At 59.1% G+C, this 18,838-nt stretch carries 19 protein-coding genes; 1 reads left to right on the plus strand and 18 read right to left on the minus strand.

Annotated elements, in window-relative coordinates; genetic code table 11:
- Positions 1 to 3 precede the first annotated feature (3 nt).
- The 11 genes from BMZ63_RS12920 to BMZ63_RS12970 form a co-directional block, all read right to left on the minus strand.
- Positions 4 to 1,233, minus strand: a complete 1,230-nt coding sequence (locus BMZ63_RS12920; RefSeq protein WP_091706097.1) for a type II secretion system F family protein — start codon at positions 1,231 to 1,233, stop codon at positions 4 to 6.
- The gene (locus BMZ63_RS12925; RefSeq protein WP_091706099.1) at positions 1,233 to 2,996 is read right to left on the minus strand and encodes a GspE/PulE family protein; all 1,764 of its coding nucleotides are present in this window, start codon (positions 2,994 to 2,996) and stop codon (positions 1,233 to 1,235) included. The genes BMZ63_RS12920 and BMZ63_RS12925 overlap by 1 nt, the downstream gene beginning before the upstream one ends.
- Positions 2,993 to 4,021: a tetratricopeptide repeat protein gene (locus BMZ63_RS14985; RefSeq protein ID WP_091706101.1), complete on the minus strand. Its 1,029-nt coding sequence runs from the start codon at positions 4,019 to 4,021 to the stop codon at positions 2,993 to 2,995. Before BMZ63_RS14985 ends, BMZ63_RS12925 begins: the two co-directional genes overlap by 4 nt.
- Positions 4,018 to 4,857, minus strand: a complete 840-nt coding sequence (locus BMZ63_RS12935) for an ExeA family protein (protein WP_091706103.1) — start codon at positions 4,855 to 4,857, stop codon at positions 4,018 to 4,020. The genes BMZ63_RS14985 and BMZ63_RS12935 overlap by 4 nt, the downstream gene beginning before the upstream one ends.
- Entirely contained in the window at positions 4,857 to 6,560 is a 1,704-nt protein-coding gene (mshL, locus tag BMZ63_RS12940; RefSeq protein ID WP_091706105.1) for a pilus (MSHA type) biogenesis protein MshL, read from the minus strand. The genes BMZ63_RS12935 and mshL overlap by 1 nt, the downstream gene beginning before the upstream one ends.
- Positions 6,557 to 6,889 carry a hypothetical protein gene (locus tag BMZ63_RS12945; RefSeq protein WP_227663593.1) on the minus strand — a complete coding sequence of 111 codons (333 nt, stop codon included), beginning with the start codon at positions 6,887 to 6,889 and terminating at the stop codon, positions 6,557 to 6,559. Before BMZ63_RS12945 ends, mshL begins: the two co-directional genes overlap by 4 nt.
- Before the next feature lies 1 nt (position 6,890).
- A complete protein-coding gene (gspM, locus tag BMZ63_RS12950) occupies positions 6,891 to 7,577 on the minus strand; it encodes a type II secretion system protein GspM (RefSeq protein WP_091706106.1) in 687 nt (228 codons plus the stop codon).
- A complete protein-coding gene (locus tag BMZ63_RS12955; protein ID WP_091706108.1) occupies positions 7,570 to 8,196 on the minus strand; it encodes a PilN domain-containing protein in 627 nt (208 codons plus the stop codon). The genes gspM and BMZ63_RS12955 overlap by 8 nt, the downstream gene beginning before the upstream one ends.
- Positions 8,193 to 9,128, minus strand: coding sequence for a type IV pilus biogenesis protein PilM (locus BMZ63_RS12960; RefSeq protein ID WP_227663594.1), 936 nt, complete (start codon positions 9,126 to 9,128; stop codon positions 8,193 to 8,195). Before BMZ63_RS12960 ends, BMZ63_RS12955 begins: the two co-directional genes overlap by 4 nt.
- Before the next feature lie 206 nt (positions 9,129 to 9,334).
- Entirely contained in the window at positions 9,335 to 9,871 is a 537-nt protein-coding gene (ssb, locus tag BMZ63_RS12965; protein WP_091706110.1) for a single-stranded DNA-binding protein, read from the minus strand.
- A 56-nt stretch (positions 9,872 to 9,927) separates the two neighbouring features.
- On the minus strand, positions 9,928 to 11,298 hold the full coding sequence (locus BMZ63_RS12970; protein WP_091706182.1) for an MFS transporter: 1,371 nt from the start codon (positions 11,296 to 11,298) through the stop codon (positions 9,928 to 9,930).
- Positions 11,299 to 11,432: 134 nt separating this feature from the next.
- On the opposite strand from BMZ63_RS12970, the gene uvrA reads away from it, so the two are divergent.
- Entirely contained in the window at positions 11,433 to 14,252 is a 2,820-nt protein-coding gene (gene uvrA / locus BMZ63_RS12975; protein WP_091706112.1) for an excinuclease ABC subunit UvrA, read from the plus strand.
- A gap of 100 nt (positions 14,253 to 14,352) precedes the next feature.
- Here the strand turns inward: uvrA and rplQ are convergent, their stop codons facing one another.
- The 7 genes from rplQ to secY all read right to left on the minus strand — a co-directional run bounded on the left by rplQ (position 14,353) and on the right by secY (position 18,829).
- Complete coding sequence (gene rplQ / locus BMZ63_RS12980; RefSeq protein WP_091706114.1) at positions 14,353 to 14,751, minus strand: 50S ribosomal protein L17; 399 nt, start codon at positions 14,749 to 14,751, stop codon at positions 14,353 to 14,355.
- A gap of 33 nt (positions 14,752 to 14,784) precedes the next feature.
- Positions 14,785 to 15,789 (minus strand): DNA-directed RNA polymerase subunit alpha, encoded by a 1,005-nt coding sequence (locus BMZ63_RS12985; RefSeq protein ID WP_091706116.1) that lies wholly within the window; start codon positions 15,787 to 15,789, stop codon positions 14,785 to 14,787.
- A gap of 35 nt (positions 15,790 to 15,824) precedes the next feature.
- Entirely contained in the window at positions 15,825 to 16,445 is a 621-nt protein-coding gene (gene rpsD / locus BMZ63_RS12990; RefSeq protein ID WP_091706118.1) for a 30S ribosomal protein S4, read from the minus strand.
- An 18-nt stretch (positions 16,446 to 16,463) separates the two neighbouring features.
- Entirely contained in the window at positions 16,464 to 16,853 is a 390-nt protein-coding gene (gene rpsK / locus BMZ63_RS12995) for a 30S ribosomal protein S11 (RefSeq protein ID WP_091706120.1), read from the minus strand.
- A 13-nt stretch (positions 16,854 to 16,866) separates the two neighbouring features.
- Positions 16,867 to 17,223: a 30S ribosomal protein S13 gene (rpsM, locus tag BMZ63_RS13000; protein WP_091706121.1), complete on the minus strand. Its 357-nt coding sequence runs from the start codon at positions 17,221 to 17,223 to the stop codon at positions 16,867 to 16,869.
- 140 nt (positions 17,224 to 17,363) lie between these two features.
- Positions 17,364 to 17,477: a 50S ribosomal protein L36 gene (rpmJ, locus tag BMZ63_RS13005; protein WP_004580765.1), complete on the minus strand. Its 114-nt coding sequence runs from the start codon at positions 17,475 to 17,477 to the stop codon at positions 17,364 to 17,366.
- A gap of 44 nt (positions 17,478 to 17,521) precedes the next feature.
- A complete protein-coding gene (secY, locus tag BMZ63_RS13010) occupies positions 17,522 to 18,829 on the minus strand; it encodes a preprotein translocase subunit SecY (protein ID WP_091706123.1) in 1,308 nt (435 codons plus the stop codon).
- Positions 18,830 to 18,838: the final 9 nt, after the last annotated feature.

The raw sequence follows: 18,838 nt of genomic DNA on the forward strand, positions 1-18,838 counted from the left end.
GGGTCACCCCCGGCCCATGGCGGCGGCGCCCAGGTCCCAGATGGGCAGGAACACGCCCAGTGCAAGGATCAGCACCAGAATACCCATGGCGACGATCAGTATCGGTTCAATGGATTCGGCCAGGCGTTTGAGGCCATAATCCACGTCTTCATCGTAGAAATCGGCGACATTGTTGAGCATGTCGTCCACCGAGCCGGTTTCTTCGCCCACGGCGATCATCTGCAGGATCAGCGGGGTGAACATGCCGCTGTTGCGGGCGGTGCGCAGCAGGCTTTCACCGCGCTCGATGCCCTGGCGCATTTCCTTGATGTGGTCACCGATCCAGGCGTTGTCGGTGGCATCCGCCGTTACACTCAATGCGCTGGTTACCGGCATGCCGGCGCTGAGCATGGTGGCAAAGTTGCGGGCGAAACGGCTCAGGGTGATCAGTTCCAGCAACGGGCCGATGATGGGGATTTTCAGCTTGTAACGGTCCCACTGCAGCCGGCCTTTGTCGGTCTCCTTCCACTGGCGGATGAGCACCGCACTGGCGGCAATGGCAAACAGCATTATGTGCCAGTAACCCAGGAGGAAGTTGGACGTTCCCACCAGAACCTGGGTAAGAAACGGCAGATCGGCACCGAGTTTGTCGAATACCGAGGCAAAGCGGGGAATCACCAGGAAGTTCACCACCATCAGGGCGGCGAACAGGGCGACAATCACAAAAATGGGGTAACGCAGGGCCTGTTTTACCCGGCGCTTGGTGTCCCGCTCCAGCTCCAGGATTTCCGACAGGCGTTTGAAGGCATCGTCCAGCATACCGGTGTTCTCGCCCACGTGGATCATGGCGATGAACAAATCGGAGAACACCTTCGGGTGCGCCTGCATGGCCGTGGCCATGGTGGTACCGCCTTCCAGCCGGCTGGTAATATCTTCCAGCACCTCAGCCAGCACAGGAGAGCGGGTGGTTTCCGCCAGCCCTCGCATGGTTCGGATCAGCGGTATGCCGGCCTTGGCCAGGGCGTGCATTTGCCGGCAGAAGACGATCAGCTCATCCAGGCTGACGTTTTTGCGAAACAGCGGCAGGCCATTCAGTTTGTCGGTGACCGATTGCTGCTTGCGCTCTTCCTTGATGGTGAGCGGCGTGATACCACGGCGCATGAGTTCACCGGCCGCCGCTTCCTGGTTGGCGGCTTTCAGTGACCCCTGCTGTACAGCACCCCGGCTGTCTTTGCCACGGTATCGGAATTCCATCAGCTATCCACTCCAATGGCGTCTGATGTTTGCTCTTCTTCGAGCGACAAGCCGGTTTCTGCGGTGGCGGCCACACGGGCCACTTCCTGCAAAGAGGTCACCCCCTGCAAGGCGTAATCCATGGCGCACTGGCCCAGCGGGCGGAACAGGTCGCTCTTGCGGGCGGAGCGGGTGAAGTCGGAGACATCCTTGCGGCGCAGGGCATCGAGCATGTCTTCGTTCATTTCCAGCATTTCGTAAACACCCACCCGGCCCTTATAGCCGGTGTTGCTGCACTGGTAGCAGCCCCGGCCGTGGACAAAACCGGCCTCGATATCCAGTGGGTCCAGGTCGAACGAACGCAGCCAGATCAGCTCCTGATCGGTCGGTTCGTAGGTTTCCTTGCAGTTATCGCACACCCGGCGCACCAGGCGTTGGGCCACCACGCCCAGCAACGAGCTGGCCACCAGGAAAGGTTCGGCACCCATGTCGATCAGGCGCATGGCACTGCTGATGGAATCGTTGGTGTGCAGGGTGGAGAGCACCAGGTGACCGGTCATGGCCGCGCGCAGGCCGATTTCCACGGTTTCGTGGTCCCGCATCTCGCCCACCAGGATGATGTCCGGGTCCTGGCGCAACGCCGAACGCAACACCCCGGCGAACTCCAGGCCTATTTTCGGGTTTACCTGCACCTGGGTAATACGCGGCAGGCGATACTCCACCGGGTCTTCGGCGGTGATGATTTTCACTTCCGGCTTGTTCAGCTCGGTCAGCGCGCCGTAAAGGGTGGTGGTTTTACCGCTACCGGTGGGGCCGGTGACCAGGATCATGCCGTGGGGCCGTTTGATCAGTTTGCGGAAACGCTCCAGCAATTGCCTGGGCATGCCGGTACCTTCCAGGTCCAGCGTGCCCTGGCTCTGGTCGAGCAGGCGCATCACCACCGACTCGCCGTGTTGCACCGGCATGGTGGACACCCGCACATCAATACTGCGGCCTTTCACCCGGATGTTGAAACGGCCGTCTTGCGGCAGGCGTTTTTCCGAGATGTTCAGCCCGGCCATCAGTTTCAGGCGAAGCACCAGCGCGGAGTTCACGCGCTTTTCTTTCATCACCTGTTCCTGCAGCACACCGTCGATGCGCTGGCGAATGCGAACGACGGTCTCGTCAGGCTCTATATGGATATCGGAACTGCGGGCCTGCACGGCATCTTCAAACAGGGTCTGCAGAAGTTTGACCACCGGCGCGTCGGCGCTTTCGGATTCGGCGGAAAGACTGGCCAGGTCGAAGGCATCGTCGTCCAGTTCATCCTCGAGTTCTTCGGCCAGCGAGGCGATTTCATCGGTGCGGCGGTATACCAGATCCAGCGTGCCAAGCAGCTCGCTTTCACGGACTACCGCCTGCTTGACCGGCTGTTTGAGTACGCGCACCAGCTCGTCATAAGCCACCAGATCCAGTGGGTCGGCCATGCCCACGAGCAGTTCTTCGCCTTGCTGGGCCAGCACAATGGCGCGAAAACGCCGGGCCATGGCTTCCGGCAGTTTTTTTACCAACTCGCTGTTGAACTGGTAGTGGCGCAGCTGGACAAAGGGAACATTGAGCTGGCGCGACAGGATATTGAGCAGGGTGTCTTCTTCAACATAGCCCAGCTCCACCAGGGTGCGGCCGAGTTTGCGGCCGGTACTTTTCTGCTCCCGGAGCGCGGTTTTCAGCTGGCTTTCGGTGATGACATCGTTCTGGACCAGCAGGTCACCGATCCGGATTTTCTTCTTCGGTTCCGTGCTCATTGTCCTGCCTGTAATGCTTGCAAGCGTTGTTGGGCGAATTCGGCCAGGTTGTCCGCCAGCTCCGGCATGGTGGCCGCCTGGGTATAGGCCCGTATGGCACTGTTGGTTCGCCCGCCCTCTTCCAGAGCCATGGCCAGCCCCAGCCACCAGGTGGGCTGGTCGTTATCAAAGGCGATCAGTTCGGACCAGTGGCCGGCGGATTCTTCCGCCTGTCCGGCCTGCTGCAACAGGGTGGCCAGGGTGACCCGGTATTCAGGGCTGGCATCCACCGGCGGCACCCGGCTTTCCAGTGTGGCAATGGCCGTTTGCAGGCTGCCCTGCTCCAGCTGGGCCCGGGCACGCAAGAGTCGCAGGCTGGCGTGTTCCCGGGTAAGGCGCTCCGGCAACCACTCCAACGCCCGCCCGGGCATTTGCTGGATCAGCATTTCCCGGGCGAAGGCTTCACGGCTGCGCGGGGCGGGCTGGTTTTGGGCCAATTCCGTTAACTGCTGCTCCGCCTCGGTGGCACGCCCGATGGCCAGCAAGCGTTCCAGTTCACGGGCCGTTTGCCGGTCAATGGCTTCCGGGGTTTGCCGGGTCTGTTTGACCGACGCCCGGTCGCCAGGCGGTTCTGGCTCATCGGCGGTTTCGGGTTCTGCCTCGGGTTCCGGCTCTGGTTCAGTGGTTGGCTCTGGCTCGGCTTCAACCAATTCAGCAATGGGCTGAACAGGCTCGTGGACTGGCTCCGGCTGACGGACCACGGGTTCAACCTCGGGCAGGGTGTCCGGTTTGGGTTCTGGCCCTGAACGCTGTGGCGAAGATTCCTGTGCCACAGGCTCCGCCCGGTCTGTCGTATTGCTGGCGCCCTGCAGCCACCACCAGGCAGCTCCGGCACCAACCATCATCAAGACCAGCAACAGTAAGACCCAGGGCAGCCAGGCCCTGGACTGGGGCGGCACCGAGGCCTGCCCGGTATAGGCGCGGCTGATTTGCGGGCGATTCTGCCGCTGTTCTGCGGCTTTCAGGGCGTCGTTCAACAGACTCATAGTCGTGCCCCCAGAAAACCGACAGAATTGGCACTTTCGGTATCGCGCACCGCCTGCATGGCGTGCTTGCGGGCCACCTGCCCGGCGCCGGCTCCCCAGGCCGCCAGCAATGATTTGTGCGCCAGAATGTTGACCAGGCGCGGAATACCGCCGGATGCTTTCCAGATCACCCTGACCGCCGAAGGCGCAAACAGGTCCGCTCCGTTATAGCCGGCCTGGGTCAGACGGTGACGGATATACTGGCCAACCGATTCTTTATTGAGCGGCGCCAGACGGGTCTGGAAGGTAATACGCTGTCGTAACTGGCGCAGGCTGGCTTTGCCCAAAGAAGCATCCAGCTCAGGCTGGCCAAACAGCACCACCTGCAGCAATCGGGTGCTTTCGGTTTCCAGATTGGTGAGCAGGCGCAGCGCCTCGATGGTCTGCTCCGGCATGGCCTGGGCTTCGTCAATCACCAGCACGGCAGGTTTGCGTTCCATGGCCAGTTCAATCAGGCGCTGGTTTAGAGCCTTGAGGGTCTGGTGGGTATTTTTGCAGTCGGCCACGTTCACCCCCAGCTCTTCGGCCACCGCTTCGTACAGGGTTTGCGGTGGCAGATGAGGGTTGGGGATATAGGCGGTACAGGCCTCTTTATCAAGCTCGTTCAGTAGCAGCCGGCACAGCAGGGTCTTACCCGTGCCCACCTCGCCGGTGACCTTGATAAAACCCTCACGCTGGCGCAGGGCCACCAGCAGCAACTCCAGGGATTCCGAGTGGCTGGGCGCCCGCAGGAAGTAACGGGTATTGGGCGTGAGCGCAAAGGGCGCTTCCTGTAGTCCGAAATGGCTTTCGTACATCAGCGCGGTGCCGTCTCCGGTTGCGGTTTAACGGATTCAGAGCTGTTCAGCAATTCTCGCAACACCCCCATACGCTGGCGACTGGCACGCACATCGTCCTGCATCTGGGCCCGATCGGCCACCATTGGGCGTAACAGAATCACCAACTCGCTCTTGCGGCTTTCAAAGTTGCGCTGCTTGAACAGCTCGCCCACCAGGGGGATGTCACTGAAAAACGGTACGGCAGAGTTGCTGTCTTCGCTGCGGTTCTGGATCAGACCGCCGATGACCACTATCTGGCCGCTCTCGGCCCGGATTACGCTGTCGGTCTCACGCACGGTGCTGCGGGCCAGCGGCAGGGTGACGTCCCGCTCACCAATGGTGATCAGCTTCTCCTGGTCCGCCACCTCACTGACCGCCGGATGCACGTGCAGGGTGATATGCCCCTCTTCCGAAATCTGCGGTGTGACATCCAGGGAAATACCCGAGAAGAACGGCGTGAGCTCCACAGACGTAGAGGTGCTGCCGGAATTGTTCGTGGTGTTATCGTCCTCGTCAAAATCAATATCGGTGACGAAGAACTCGTCCGTGCCAACCTTGATCACCGCCTTCTGGTTGTTGGTGGTGGAGATGCGCGGGCTGGAAAGGATCTGTACGTTGCCCTGTTCACCCAGCAATTCGATCACAGCGGCGAAATTGCCTTCGGTGATGGTCGCGGAGAACAGGCCGCCAATGTCACCGGCACGGATGGCCTGACCCGCCAACTCCGATGCCAGCACTGGATCACCGCTGGAATTGGTTTGAAGATCTGCCCAGTTAATGCCCTGTTGATAACCTTCATTCAGGCCCACTTCCAGGATTTTTGCTTCCAGTACCACCTGGCGCTGCATGATCAGCTCGGTCCGGCGCAGATAGTCTTCCACCATATCCAGCTCGGAACTACTGGCCCTTACCATCACCAGGCCAGCCCCGGCATTCACAACCACCTGCCCGCCACTCTGGCCAACAATCATGTCCAGGGCGCTGCTGATGTCCTGCCAGAAGTCGGATTCGGTCTCGGTGGAGATGGCGGTCCCCACCAGATTGCGGGTTTCTCCGGAGGAACCGCCGGTGTCACCGGCTCCAGAACCGCTGCTACTGCCGGCACTGCTGACCTGACCGGAGCTGACGCGGGTGTCAGAACTGCCCCTGCGCTTGAAGTGCAGGTAATCAATTGGGAACAGGCGGGTCTGCACTTCATTCGACGCCACCCGATACAGGCGACCATTCTTGCGGATGTTCAGGCCGTACAGATCAGCGGCGATGTCCATTACCTCGGGTACCGTGACATCGTTCAGGCGCAGATCAATGGCAGTGTCCACATCCGGGCGGACTACCACGTTGTACCGGGTGCCCTCAACGAGCGCCTCGAAAAAACTGGCGGCGGCAAGGCCATCGGCCCGAACATCAAAACGTTCGTCCTGGGCCTGACCACGGCTGAGCGGCGGCAACAACTGGGAACTGATGTCCGACTGACTGGACTGCCGCCCTGAACGCTCCCGCGCCTGCCTTTCCGCCTGCTTCTCCGCCTCGGCCATCTGCTGATCAATCTGTTCGGCCACCTCATCAGATGTAGCTGCCGTGGATTGCATCATCGGATTATTGGCACAGGCGGTCAGGGCCAGCCCGAGTACTACTGTTACCAGAGATCTGATTGGAGTCATCATGGTCCGTCTATTGGTCATTGGCTTCTCCGCACCTGCGGAAGGGCTTGCGGGTACAGCACTCTGGCCCGCCCCTGATCCAGAATTTCGACTTTGTCACGATAAATACGCCGCACCCGGATGCCGTCGTAGCTGTCACCTTCTTTCAGGGCCACTCCTTCAATGACGGCAACCCGCCTGCCCGCTGACAGCAGGATGGAGCCCAACTCCAGGTTTCGCTCCGGCGCGCTCTGTGCCGACGGTGCCCGGGCATCCGGTGGGCGGGTCGGGTCTTGCAGGCTCCAGGCGCTGTTGCAGCCAAACGCCAGCACCATTCCCAGTACCAGTTGTAAGCTGTGTTTTACCTGCACATCACACTCCCAGCCAGGCGGCTTCCAGACTCAGGGTTCTTACCCTTACGCGGGCTTCGCCCTCGGGCCATGAGCCGGCATCGTATTCGAGTTGCAGCCAGCCCAGGCGTTCATCCAGGGCTTCCAGCTTTTCCAGATAGGCCATCACGTCCAGATACCCGCCGGCGATGGTCAGTTCCACATCGTGGGCGTACAGCAGTGGTTCGGGCTGGCTGTTCTCTGCCTGTTCGGAGCCCTGGGTTGCCGGCTCATCGAATACAGGGGTTGGTGTGCGCAATACCAGGGATTGCAGGGCCAGTTCCTGCTGCTCGGCCAGTATGCGTCTTAGCAGACCGACCATGTCTTTGGGTGCAATCAGTTGTTCGGCGGTTTCACTGATTTGCCGGTTCAGCCTGTCCAGCCGGTCGCGACGCACCTGCAACCTATCCCGCAATTCGGCAGAAGGGTCATTTTCCAGCTGGCTGTCGAGGGTTTGCTGCTCCGCCAGCAGGCTGTCGCGGGTGCTGCCCAGGGTCTGGAGGCGTTCATCCAGTTGTTGTCTTTCCGCCAGCGCCGGCGCCACCAGCAACTCCCAGGCGATGACGAACACCAGCACACAGGCCGTCAGGGCAATCAGGCCCCGTTCGCGCACCGGTCGGTCGTCAAACCAGGCGGCGCCACCATCGTACCACTGCCGGAGTTTATTCATCACTTTCCTCCGCGCCCGGTTCTGTTGCCACCCGGAATTGAACCCAATCGCCGCGCTCTTCGTCCTCGTCGTCCGGCCGGTTCAGCTCGAAATCCTGGAAGGTCTGGCCGGCAAAAATCGGCTCGCTGCCCAGTTGCTCCAGATACAGCGGTACCCTTTCCGGACTGCGGGTGCGGCCGGTCAGGCGCAGGCGCTCGGGTGAGGATTGCAGGGTCAGGCCGGTCAGCCAGAGTTCGCCGGGCACCTGCCGGGCCAGGGCCGCCATACGGCTGGAAAAACCGGAGTGGTTGTTGGTTGCCAGATTTTCCACCTGTTGCAGCAACCGCTGCCGGCGAGAAAGTGTGTCAGTCACCCGTTGCAACGCCTTTTCCAGCTCCGGATCGGGCTTGCGGGCGTCAATCTGCCGGGCCATGGCTTCGTTGGCGTCACGCAGCTGGCTATTCTGGCGTTCAACCTGGGCTACCTGCTGCTCCAGCTTCTGATTCTGCCAGTAGCCCAGACCACGGAAGACTGCGGTGGCCAGCACCACGAGCGCCAGCAGGATCAGGAGGGTTGAAGCCTTCAGCCTCTGTTTCCGGGGGCGCAGTTCGGCGGTGTAGAGGTTGACCTGCTGCTTCATGACGGAGATCTCCCGGCCGCGGGCTCGAGCCCGGCACTCCAGGCCGGCAGGCAACGGGAATCCAGTTCGTTGTGCAATCCGAATCCAGACCAGTCCGGCGCTTCAATGCCCGCGGCCAGGTAGGAGCCCAGCATGGACGTCAGTGGCAGCACCGAATCCTTGGTGACCAGGCGGATAACCGAGGGCGGCGCCTGCCCCAGTTGGCTCTCGAAATAGTCCATGGAGCGTTGCATCTCCAGGGCCAGGGACTGTACGGCCTCTTCCTGGCGGGAGGCATCCTGCATGTCGTCGTAGGACAGCTCCAGGCGGCGGGACAGATACAGGGTGTCACCCCGGCACACGACCATTTGCCCATATGTGTTGCGCAAGTGGACAACGGCAACACCAACGTTGGCGGCATCCAGCGCGGCCGCGAAGTTGCGCAGAGCCAGTTCCGCGATATCGATTTTCTGCAATGCCAGACCGGCATCGTGAACGAGACTGACCAGTTCCAGTACCAGGGACTTGCGCGCGGCCACCAGGTTCACCAGCGCCCCCCGGCCCCGGGTGGCGTCTTCGGGAAAGGGGAAACTGTCGGAAACGGCTTCGGTGGGGCTGAAATCCAGGAAATCTTTGAGCTTCCACTTCAGGGCATCCGCCAGCTCGGAATCCTCCACGCCCTCCGGTCGTTCCACCTGAAAGACCTGGTACTGGTCGATGGGCAAAACCAGGATTGTCGGCGCCCCCTCCCAGCCGTACTCGGACACCAGCTCTTCCAGGGTCTGCTGGCGCTTGGCGGGCAGGCATTCGGCAAAACCGGTTTGCTGGCTGGGCCGACCGGGGGACACCGCCCAGGCAATGCCGTCAGGGCGCACTTCCAGGCACAGGCGGGAGACGGAGGGGCCGCGCCGGAATAAACGTTGTAGCGGTCTGGTACCAGAAAACAGGGCCATGACTTCCTTGGTCTTGTTACAAAGGCTTTGGGAACAAAAAACCGGTTTACAGTGTTTGAAATTCCGCCAATTTTTACATGCGCTTACATGATAGTTTAAAAACTCAACTCAACTCCACGGTTTGTGAGGAATTTCACAGCATTTTGCACTGCTGTTACAAAAAAGCCCGCGCAAGGCACGGGCTTCTTGAGATGAGCAAAACCGTCTTAGAACGGAATATCATCATCAAAATCGTCCACCGGCTCCGGCATGCCACCGGAGGGCTGCTGATTCTGCTGGCCACCGTAGCCACCACCCTGCGGTTGCTGTTGAGCGGGTTGCTGCGGGGGCTGGTTGTAGTTCTGGTTTTGCGGGCGGCCCTGGGGCGGAGCCTGGTTCATGCCACCTTCACTGCCGCCACGGCTGTCAAGCATCTGCATCTGGCCGTTGATGTCCACCACCACTTCGGTGGTATAGCGGTCCTGGCCGTCCTGCCCCTGCCATTTTCGGGTTTGCAGCTTGCCCTCGATGTAGACCTTCGAGCCTTTGCGCAGATACTGGCCGGCCACTTCGGCAATCTTGCCGAACATGACAATGCGATGCCATTCGGTTTTCGGCACCATCTGCCCGGTCTGACGATCCTTGTAGCTTTCATCGGTGGCCAGGTTCAGGTTCACCACTGCGTTGCCATTGGGGGTGTAGCGGGTCTCCGGGTCCTGCCCCAGATTGCCGATGAGAATAACCTTGTTTACGCCTCGTGCCATGGTTTGCTCCTGAAATTTTTGTCTGAATACTTGTCATCCATGCAAGCATTCCGAGTTTAAGTGCTATCGCCTTGCCGCACAAATTCCAGGTGCGCAAGCTGACTTTCATTAAAATGTTTTCGATCAATTTTCAGATAGGCGACGGCGCCATCTTCCACCACGACAACGTCCTGCACGCCCGCCAGATTCCGGAAACGCTGATCGATGTCATCAAAATCCTGCTCCGCAGCTGGCTTTAACGCCACGGTCAGGCTGGTGGTGTAATTCGGAGTGGGCATGGTCAGGGCCACCAGCAGCCAGGCCAGAAGACTTGCCGCCATCAGCCAGAGCACCCCTTCAGTTCCGGCCGACTGCAACAGCCACCCGCCTAGCGCCCCGCCCAGAAATGCCCCGGAGAATTGGGAGGTGGAGTACACCCCCATGGCCGTGCCCTTGCTGGCCGCCGGCGCCTCCTTGCTGATCAGGGACGGCAGACTGGCTTCCAGCAGGTTAAACGCCATGAAGAACAGGAACAGCACACCCCAGGCCGCCCACAGGCTGGCCTGCACAGCGGTCAGCATCATGGTGGCCAGCGCCAGCAGGCCAATGGCGCCGCACAGAACCGGTTTCATCTTGCGTTTTTTCTCGCCAATGATGATAAACGGCACCATGGCGAAGAACGACGTCACCATCACGGTCAGATAGAACCACCAGTGGGAGCCGGCCGCCAGCCCCAGGCTGTTCTGCAACATGGTTGGAAACACCAGAAACAGTGCGGTCAGCACAAAATGCAGGGCAAAAATCCCGAAATCCAGGCGCAGCAAGCGGCCATCTTTCAGGACCTGCCCCAGCATTTCCCGGGCCGGATGGGTGTCCGCACTGGTCTTGTGAGCGTGGGGCGTGGGCACCAACCTGGCAACAATCACCAGCGCCACCACCGACAGCGCGGCGGTGAGATAGAAAATACCCGAAAGGCCCCAAATCGCGCCCAGCATGGGGCCGAGCACCAGTGACACGGAAAACGACAGCCCGATGGAAATGCCCACGGTAGCCATGGCCTTGGTGCGGTGTTCTTCCCGGGTCAGGTCACTGAGCAGGGCCATCAACACACTGGCGATGGCACCGGCCCCTTGAAGAATCCGCCCGGCGATCACTACGTATATAGAGTCGGTTGCGGCGGCCAGCAGACTACCGGCGGCAAACAACACCAGGCCGATATAGATCATCCGCTTGCGGCCGACCCGGTCCGAAAGCAGCCCGAAAGGCACCTGCAACAGCGCCTGGCTGAAGCCGTAAGCACCAATGGCCAGACCGATCAACAGAGGCGTGGCATGCTGCAGGTCATTGCCCAGCAAGACAAAAACCGGCATCACCATGAACAGGCCCAGCATACGCATGGCGTATACCGAAGCCAGAGCCACTACCGAGCGTTTTTCGAGCGCGTTCATTTTTTCCCGTGCCGCAAGATTCAAGTGAAACAGCCGCAGGCTGCAGGCGGCGCATTGTACCAGAAGCCCCGGGCGTTCGGGACTGTCCGGGCCGAACACGATATAATCGACCTTTTACCCAGAAACGAGGTGTTATGGATCATATCCAGATCAAGGGTGCCCGCACCCACAACCTGAAAAACTTCGACCTGGATATGCCGAGGGACAAGCTGATTGTGATTACCGGCCTGTCCGGCTCCGGCAAATCGTCACTCGCGTTCGATACTCTGTACGCGGAGGGGCAGCGGCGTTACGTGGAATCCCTTTCCACCTACGCCCGGCAGTTTCTGTCGATGATGGAAAAGCCGGACGTGGATCATATTGAAGGCCTGTCACCAGCGATTTCCATCGAGCAGAAATCAACCTCCCATAACCCACGCTCGACCGTGGGCACCATTACCGAAATCTACGATTATCTGCGCCTGTTGTTTGCCCGGGCCGGCGAACCCCGCTGTCCGGATCATGATCAGCCACTGGAAGCGCAAACCGTCAGCCAGATGGTGGACCAGGTGCTGGCCATGCCCGAGGGCAGCAAGCTGATGATACTGGCACCGGTCATCCGTGACCGCAAAGGCGAACACCTGCAGGTCATCGACACCATGCGCAGCCAGGGTTTTATCCGTTTGCGGGTGGACGGCACGGTCTACGACATTGACGATATCCCGGCGCTGGACAAGAAGAAAAAACACCAGATTGATGTAGTGGTAGATCGCTTCAAGGTAAAAGAAGGGCTGGAACAACGTCTGGCCGAGAGTTTCGAAACCGCCCTGGAAATGACCGACGGCATTGCCCTGGTCGCTCCCATGAGCGGCGACGGCGAAGAGCAGACCTTTTCCGCCCGTTACGCCTGTACCCAGTGTGGCTATTCCCTGAGCGAACTCGAGCCCAGGCTGTTTTCCTTCAACAACCCGGCCGGCGCATGCCCCACTTGCGATGGTCTGGGCGTCCGCCAGTTCTTCGATCCGGAAAAGATCATCCAGAATCCGGAGGCCACCCTGGCCTCCGGCGCTATCAAAGGCTGGGATCGCCGTGCTGTTTATTACTTCCAGCTGCTCAGCAGCGTGGCCGAACACTACGGGCAGGACCTGGAAACGCCCTGGGAAGACCTGCCTGCAGACTTCCAGAACGTACTGCTACATGGGTCCGGGGATGAAGACATTCCCTTCCGGTACGTAAATTCCCGCGGCCACATCATGGAAAAGGAGCATCCGTTCGAAGGAATCCTGCCCAATCTGGAGCGCCGTTACCGGGAAACCGAATCCCAGAGCATGCGTGAAGAGCTGGCCCGCAACCTGAGCACCCAGCCCTGCAAATCCTGCGGCGGCTCACGTCTGCGCACTGCGGCACGCCATGTTTTTATTGAAGACAAGAACCTCCCGGATGTTGCCCACATGCCGGTTGGCGACGCCCACGACTATTTCAGCGGGCTGACTCTGCCCGGCCGCAAGGGTGAGATCGCCGAAAAGATCCTGAAAGAGGTTCGTCAGCGTCTGCAGTTTCTGGTCAACGTTGGCCTGCAATATCTCACTCTGGAACGCAGTGCCGATACGCTTTCCGGCGGTGAAGCACAGCGAATTCGCCTGGCCAGCCAGATCGGCGCCGGCCTGGTGGGCGTCATGTACATCCTGGACGAGCCATCCATCGGCCTGCACCAGCGCGACAACGACCGCCTGCTGGCTACCCTCACCGACCTGCGGGATCTGGGCAACACCGTGATCGTGGTGGAGCACGACGAAGACGCCATACGTGCGGCAGATTACGTCATCGATATCGGCCCCGGCGCCGGAATCCACGGTGGCGAGATTGTCGCTCGCGGCACACCGGCGGAGATCATCGCCAATAACGATTCCCTGACAGGTCAGTACCTGAGCGGCGCCAAGGAGATCGCAATCCCCGCCACCCGGAACAAAGGCACTGGCAAGCAGCTGGTACTAACCGGCGCCACCGGCAACAACCTGCAGGACGTCACCCTGACACTCCCCCTGGGTATCATGACCTGCATAACCGGTGTGTCCGGCTCTGGCAAATCCACACTGATCAACAGCACTCTGTACCCCGTAGCGGCGGCGAAACTGAACAAGGCCACCAGCCTCAGCCACGCCCCTTACACTTCTCTCAAGGGGCTGGACCACCTGGACAAGGTTATCGACATTGACCAGAGCCCGATCGGCCGTACGCCGCGCTCAAATCCGGCCACCTACACGGGCCTGTTCACACCCATTCGCGAGCTGTTTGCAGGCACGCAGGAAGCCCGTTCCCGGGGTTACAAGCCCGGGCGCTTCTCATTCAACGTGAAAGGCGGACGCTGCGAGGCTTGCCAGGGTGACGGCGTTATCAAAGTCGAAATGCATTTCCTGCCAGACATCTACGTGCCCTGTGACGTCTGCAAGGGCAAACGCTACAACCGGGAAACCCTGGAAGTCCGCTACAAAGGGAAGAATATCCATGAAGTGCTGGAGATGACCGTCGAAGAAGGCCGGGAGTTCTTCGATGCCGTGCCCTTCCTGGCCCGCAAGCTGCAAACCCTGATGGATGTCGGTCTTTCCTATATCCGCCTGGGCCAGAGCGCCGTCACGCTCTCCGGCGGTGAAGCCCAGCGGGTGAAACTGGCGAAGGAGCTTTCCAAACGGGACACCGGTAAAACGCTCTATATTCTGGACGAGCCCACTACCGGCCTGCATTTCTACGATATCCAGCAACTGCTTAATGTACTGCAACGGCTGCGGGACCACGGCAACACCGTCGTGGTCATCGAACACAACCTGGATGTCATCAAAACGGCTGACTGGATTATCGACCTGGGGCCGGAGGGCGGCTCTGGTGGTGGTGAGATTATTGCCGAGGGGACGCCGGAAGGGGTGGCTCAAATTAGTGCATCACACACCGGGCATTACTTGAAATCTATACTGAAATGATTTTTAGCCGCGGAATCCATATATGGTCTCCGTGGCTAAAACACAAAAAAAGCCGGGCACCTTTCGGGGCCCGGCTTTTTCATGAACGCTTCGGAAGATTTTACTCTTCGTCGTCGTCCAGCTCTTCAGCTTCGATATCCACCGGACGGCCGACCAGCTCGACAAATGCCATCGGGGCATTGTCACCGGCACGGAAGCCGCACTTGAGGATACGCAGGTATCCACCCGGACGGTCGCTGTAACGGGGGCCCAGCTCATCAAAAAGCTTGGCTACCGCAGCATCGTTGCGCAGGCGTGAGAACGCCAGACGACGATTTGCTACCGAATCATTCTTGGAGAGCGTGATCAAAGGCTCGGCTACACGACGAAGCTCTTTGGCTTTCGGCAGCGTTGTCTTGATCAGCTCGTGTTCAACCAGTGACGCAGTCATGTTACGGAACATGGCCTTGCGATGCGCACTGGTCCTGCTGAACTTACGACCACTCTTACGATGACGCATTGCTCTGATTCCTTACCTTAAACTAATCGGCGATTAACCGCCCAGAACCCGGTCATCACCACGAAGGCTTGCCGGCGGCCAGTTATCAAGACGCATACCCAGAGACAGACCACGGGACGCCAGAACGTCCTTGATCTCGGTAAGCGACTTCTTGCCAAGATTAGGCGTCTTCAGCAGCTCCACCTCGGTGCGCTGGATCAGATCGCCGATATAGTAAATGTTTTCAGCCTTCAAGCAGTTAGCTGAACGCACAGTCAGTTCCAGATCATCAACCGGACGCAGCAGGATCGGATCGACTTCTTCCTCTTCCTCTACACGCTCGGGCTCTTTTTCATGATCCAGGTCCACGAACACAGCCAGCTGCTGCTGGAGAATGGTTGCCGCCCGGCGAATCGCTTCTTCCGGGTCAATGGTGCCATTGCTTTCCAGATCAATAACCAGCTTGTCCAGGTCTGTACGTTGCTCAACCCGGGCACTTTCCACCGCGTAGGCTACGCGGCGTACCGGGCTGAACGTGGCATCAAGCTGCAAGCGTCCGATGGCACGAGTCTCGTCTTCATCCAGACCGCGCTGGTCTGCCGGCTCATAGCCGCGACCGCGCTCTACCCGCAGGCGCATGTTCACGTCACCGTTCTCACTGAGGTGACAGATTACATGGTCCGGATTGGCGATTTCGACATCGTGGTCCAGCTTGATATCGCCGGCGGTCACAACGCCCGGGCCTTTCTTGCTGAGCGTGAGCTCGGCATCGTCCCGACCGTTCATTTTCACGGCGACGCCCTTGAGATTCAGAAGAATCTCGATGACGTCCTCCTGGACACCCTCAATGGCGCTGTACTCGTGCAGGACACCGTCAATCTGCGCTTCAGTAATGGCGCAGCCTGGCATCGAGGACAAGAGAATCCGGCGCAGGGCGCTGCCCAGGGTGTGACCGAAGCCGCGCTCGAGCGGCTCCAGAACGACCTTGGCGCGATTGGCGCTGGATTCTTTCACGTCAATGGTACGAGGTGTCAATAACTCATGTACTGAACGCTGCATAGACGCCCCTATCTGCTATCGTTGCTAACTGGGCTTTACTTGGAGTAAAGCTCGACGATGAGGTTCTCGTTGATGTCGGCAGGCAGTTCAGTACGCTCAGGAACTGACTTGTAAACGCCGGACATCTTGTTGGCGTCAACCTCTACCCAGCTTACCGGTGCGCGGCTAGCAGCGAGATCCAGAGCGCCTTTAACGCGCAGCTGGTTCTTGGCCTTTTCACGCACGCTCACAACGTCACCCGGCTTAACCTGATAAGAGGCGATGTTCACCGACTTATCATTAACCAGGATCGCCTTGTGAGAGACGAGCTGACGAGCTTCCGCACGGGTAGAACCAAAGCCCATGCGATATACAACGTTATCCAGACGACCTTCCAGAAGCTGCAGCAGGTTTTCACCGGTTGCACCCTTCAGACGGGCCGCTTCTTTGTAGTAGTTGCGGAACTGCTTCTCGAGCACGCCGTAGATACGACGGACTTTCTGTTTTTCACGAAGCTGTACGCCGTACTCGGACAGACGACCGCGACGCGCGCCGTGCATACCCGGCGGAGTCTCGATTTTGCACTTGGAATCGAGCGCGCGTACGCCGCTCTTCAGAAAAAGATCTGTCCCTTCACGACGAGACAGCTTGCACTTCGGGCCTATATAACGAGCCATATTTCACTGTCTCCTGTGTTAGACGCGGCGCTTCTTGGGCGGACGACAGCCGTTGTGGGGAATCGGCGTCACATCTGTGATGTTGGTGATCTTGTAGCCGCACGCGTTCAGCGCACGAACCGCAGATTCACGTCCGGGCCCAGGACCCTTAACCTCTACGTCCAGGTTTTTAAGGCCGTATTCAGCAGCCGCATTACCGGCTCTTTCAGCTGCTACCTGCGCAGCAAAAGGTGTACTCTTACGTGAGCCGCGGAAGCCGGAACCACCAGAAGTGGCCCAGGACAGGACGTTGCCCTGACGGTCCGAAATGGTCACGATAGTGTTGTTGAAGGACGCATGTACGTGTGCGACGCCATCAACAACCGTCTTTTTCACCTTTTTACGGGTACGTGTACCTGGCTTTGCCATGTTTGCCTACCTGTTACTTGCGAATCGGTTTGCGAGGACCTTTCCGGGTGCGGGCGTTGGTCTTGGTGCGCTGGCCACGGACCGGAAGGCCATGACGATGACGCAGACCACGGTGGCATCCGAGATCCTTCAAACGCTTGATGTTCATCTGTACTTCACGACGCAGATCGCCTTCGACAATGAACTTGCCCACTTCGGTACGAAGTGATTCAAGTTGCTCGTCGCTCAGGTCCTTGACCTTGACGTCCGGCTTGACGCCGGTTGCATCGCAAAGCTTCTGGGCTGTTGTCTTGCCAACACCAAAGATGTAGGTCAGCGAGATAACAGCATGTTTGTTGTCGGGTATATTGACACCGGCTATACGTGCCATCCAAATTACTCCGCGTTCAAAGCTTTGCTGTGTGAATTTTCCGCCACAAAAAGGGCGCGAAATAATAGCGCCTGACCCGCTTCCGAGTCAAGCGCTATTAAAACGAACCACTTTTGGCAGTGTCAGGTTGATTCGATGAATCAGCCCTGGCGCTGCTTGTGACGGGGTTCCGTGCAGATGACTCGAACCGAGCCATTGCGACGAATTACTTTGCAGTTACGGCAAATTTTCTTTACCGAAGCGCGTACTTTCATTGTCGACTCCAGTTACTCAGGGAGCGGCCTTGGCCGCCCCGTTCTTAGCCCTTGAGATTGGATTTCTTCATCAGCGATTCATACTGATGCGACATCAGGTGGGATTGAACCTGCGCCATGAAATCCATCACCACGACTACAACAATCAGCAGTGAGGTGCCGCCCAGATAAAAGGGCACATCGCCTGCCACCATCAGGAACTGCGGGAACAGGGATACTGCTGCGATATACATAGCCCCGAACAACGTCAGACGGGTCAGCACACCATCGATGTACTTGGCGGTCTGTTCGCCCGGGCGAATACCGGGAATGAACGCACCGGAGCGCTTGAGGTTATCCGCAACTTCCTTGGGATTATACATCAGCGCTGTGTAGAAGTAGCAGAAGAAGATCACTGCTGCTGCAAACAGGATGATGTACAACGGCTGGCTCGGCGCCAGTGCCTGGGACAGGCTGCTCAGCCATTCCATACCTTCGCCCTGACCAAACCACTGGCCCAGCGAAGCCGGGAACAGCAGGATGGAGGACGCGAAGATCGGCGGAATAACACCCGCCATGTTGACCTTCAACGGCAAATGGCTGGACTGCTGGGCAAACACCCGGCGGCCTTGCTGGCGCTTGGCGTAGTTAATGGTCAAGCGGCGCTGACCGCGCTCCATGAACACAACGAAGCCAATAACTGCAATCGCCAGGATACCGATACCGAGCACAACCAGCAGACTCATCTCACCACTGCGAGCCTGCTCCAGGGTCTGGCCAATAGCGCCGGGCAAGCCGGCAACAATGCCTGCGAAGATCAGGAGAGAGATACCGTTACCAATACCCCTCTCGGTGATCTGCTCACCCAGCCACATCATGAAGACGGCACCTGAAACGAAAGACACTACAGCCACGAAATGGAAGCTGAAGCTATCGTTAAAGGTGACGCCCTGTGAGGCCAGCCCCATGGAAATACCGAAGCCCTGAACCAGGGCCAGGATAACCGTACCATACCGGGTGTACTGACTGATCTTGCGACGACCAGCCTCGCCTTCCTTTTTCAGCTGCTCAAGATGCGGACTGACCGCCGTCATGAGCTGCATGATAATGGAAGCCGAAATGTACGGCATGATACCGAGTGCGAAGATACTCATGCGCTCAAGCGCACCACCGGAAAACATGTTGAACATGCTCAGGATTGTGCCCTGATTCTGCTCAAACAGTGCCGCCAAACGGTCCGGGTTGATGCCTGGAACCGGGATGTGGGCACCGATCCGGTACACCAGCAATGCCAGGAAGACAAACCAGAGCCGCGAACGCAGCTCTGCAAATCCCTTTCCGGCGCCCGCAGGCATTGATGCTGTCTTGGCCATTTAGTCCTC

The sequence above is a fragment of the Marinobacter persicus genome, from assembly GCF_900114155.1.
GTDB lineage: Bacteria > Pseudomonadota > Gammaproteobacteria > Pseudomonadales > Oleiphilaceae > Marinobacter > Marinobacter persicus.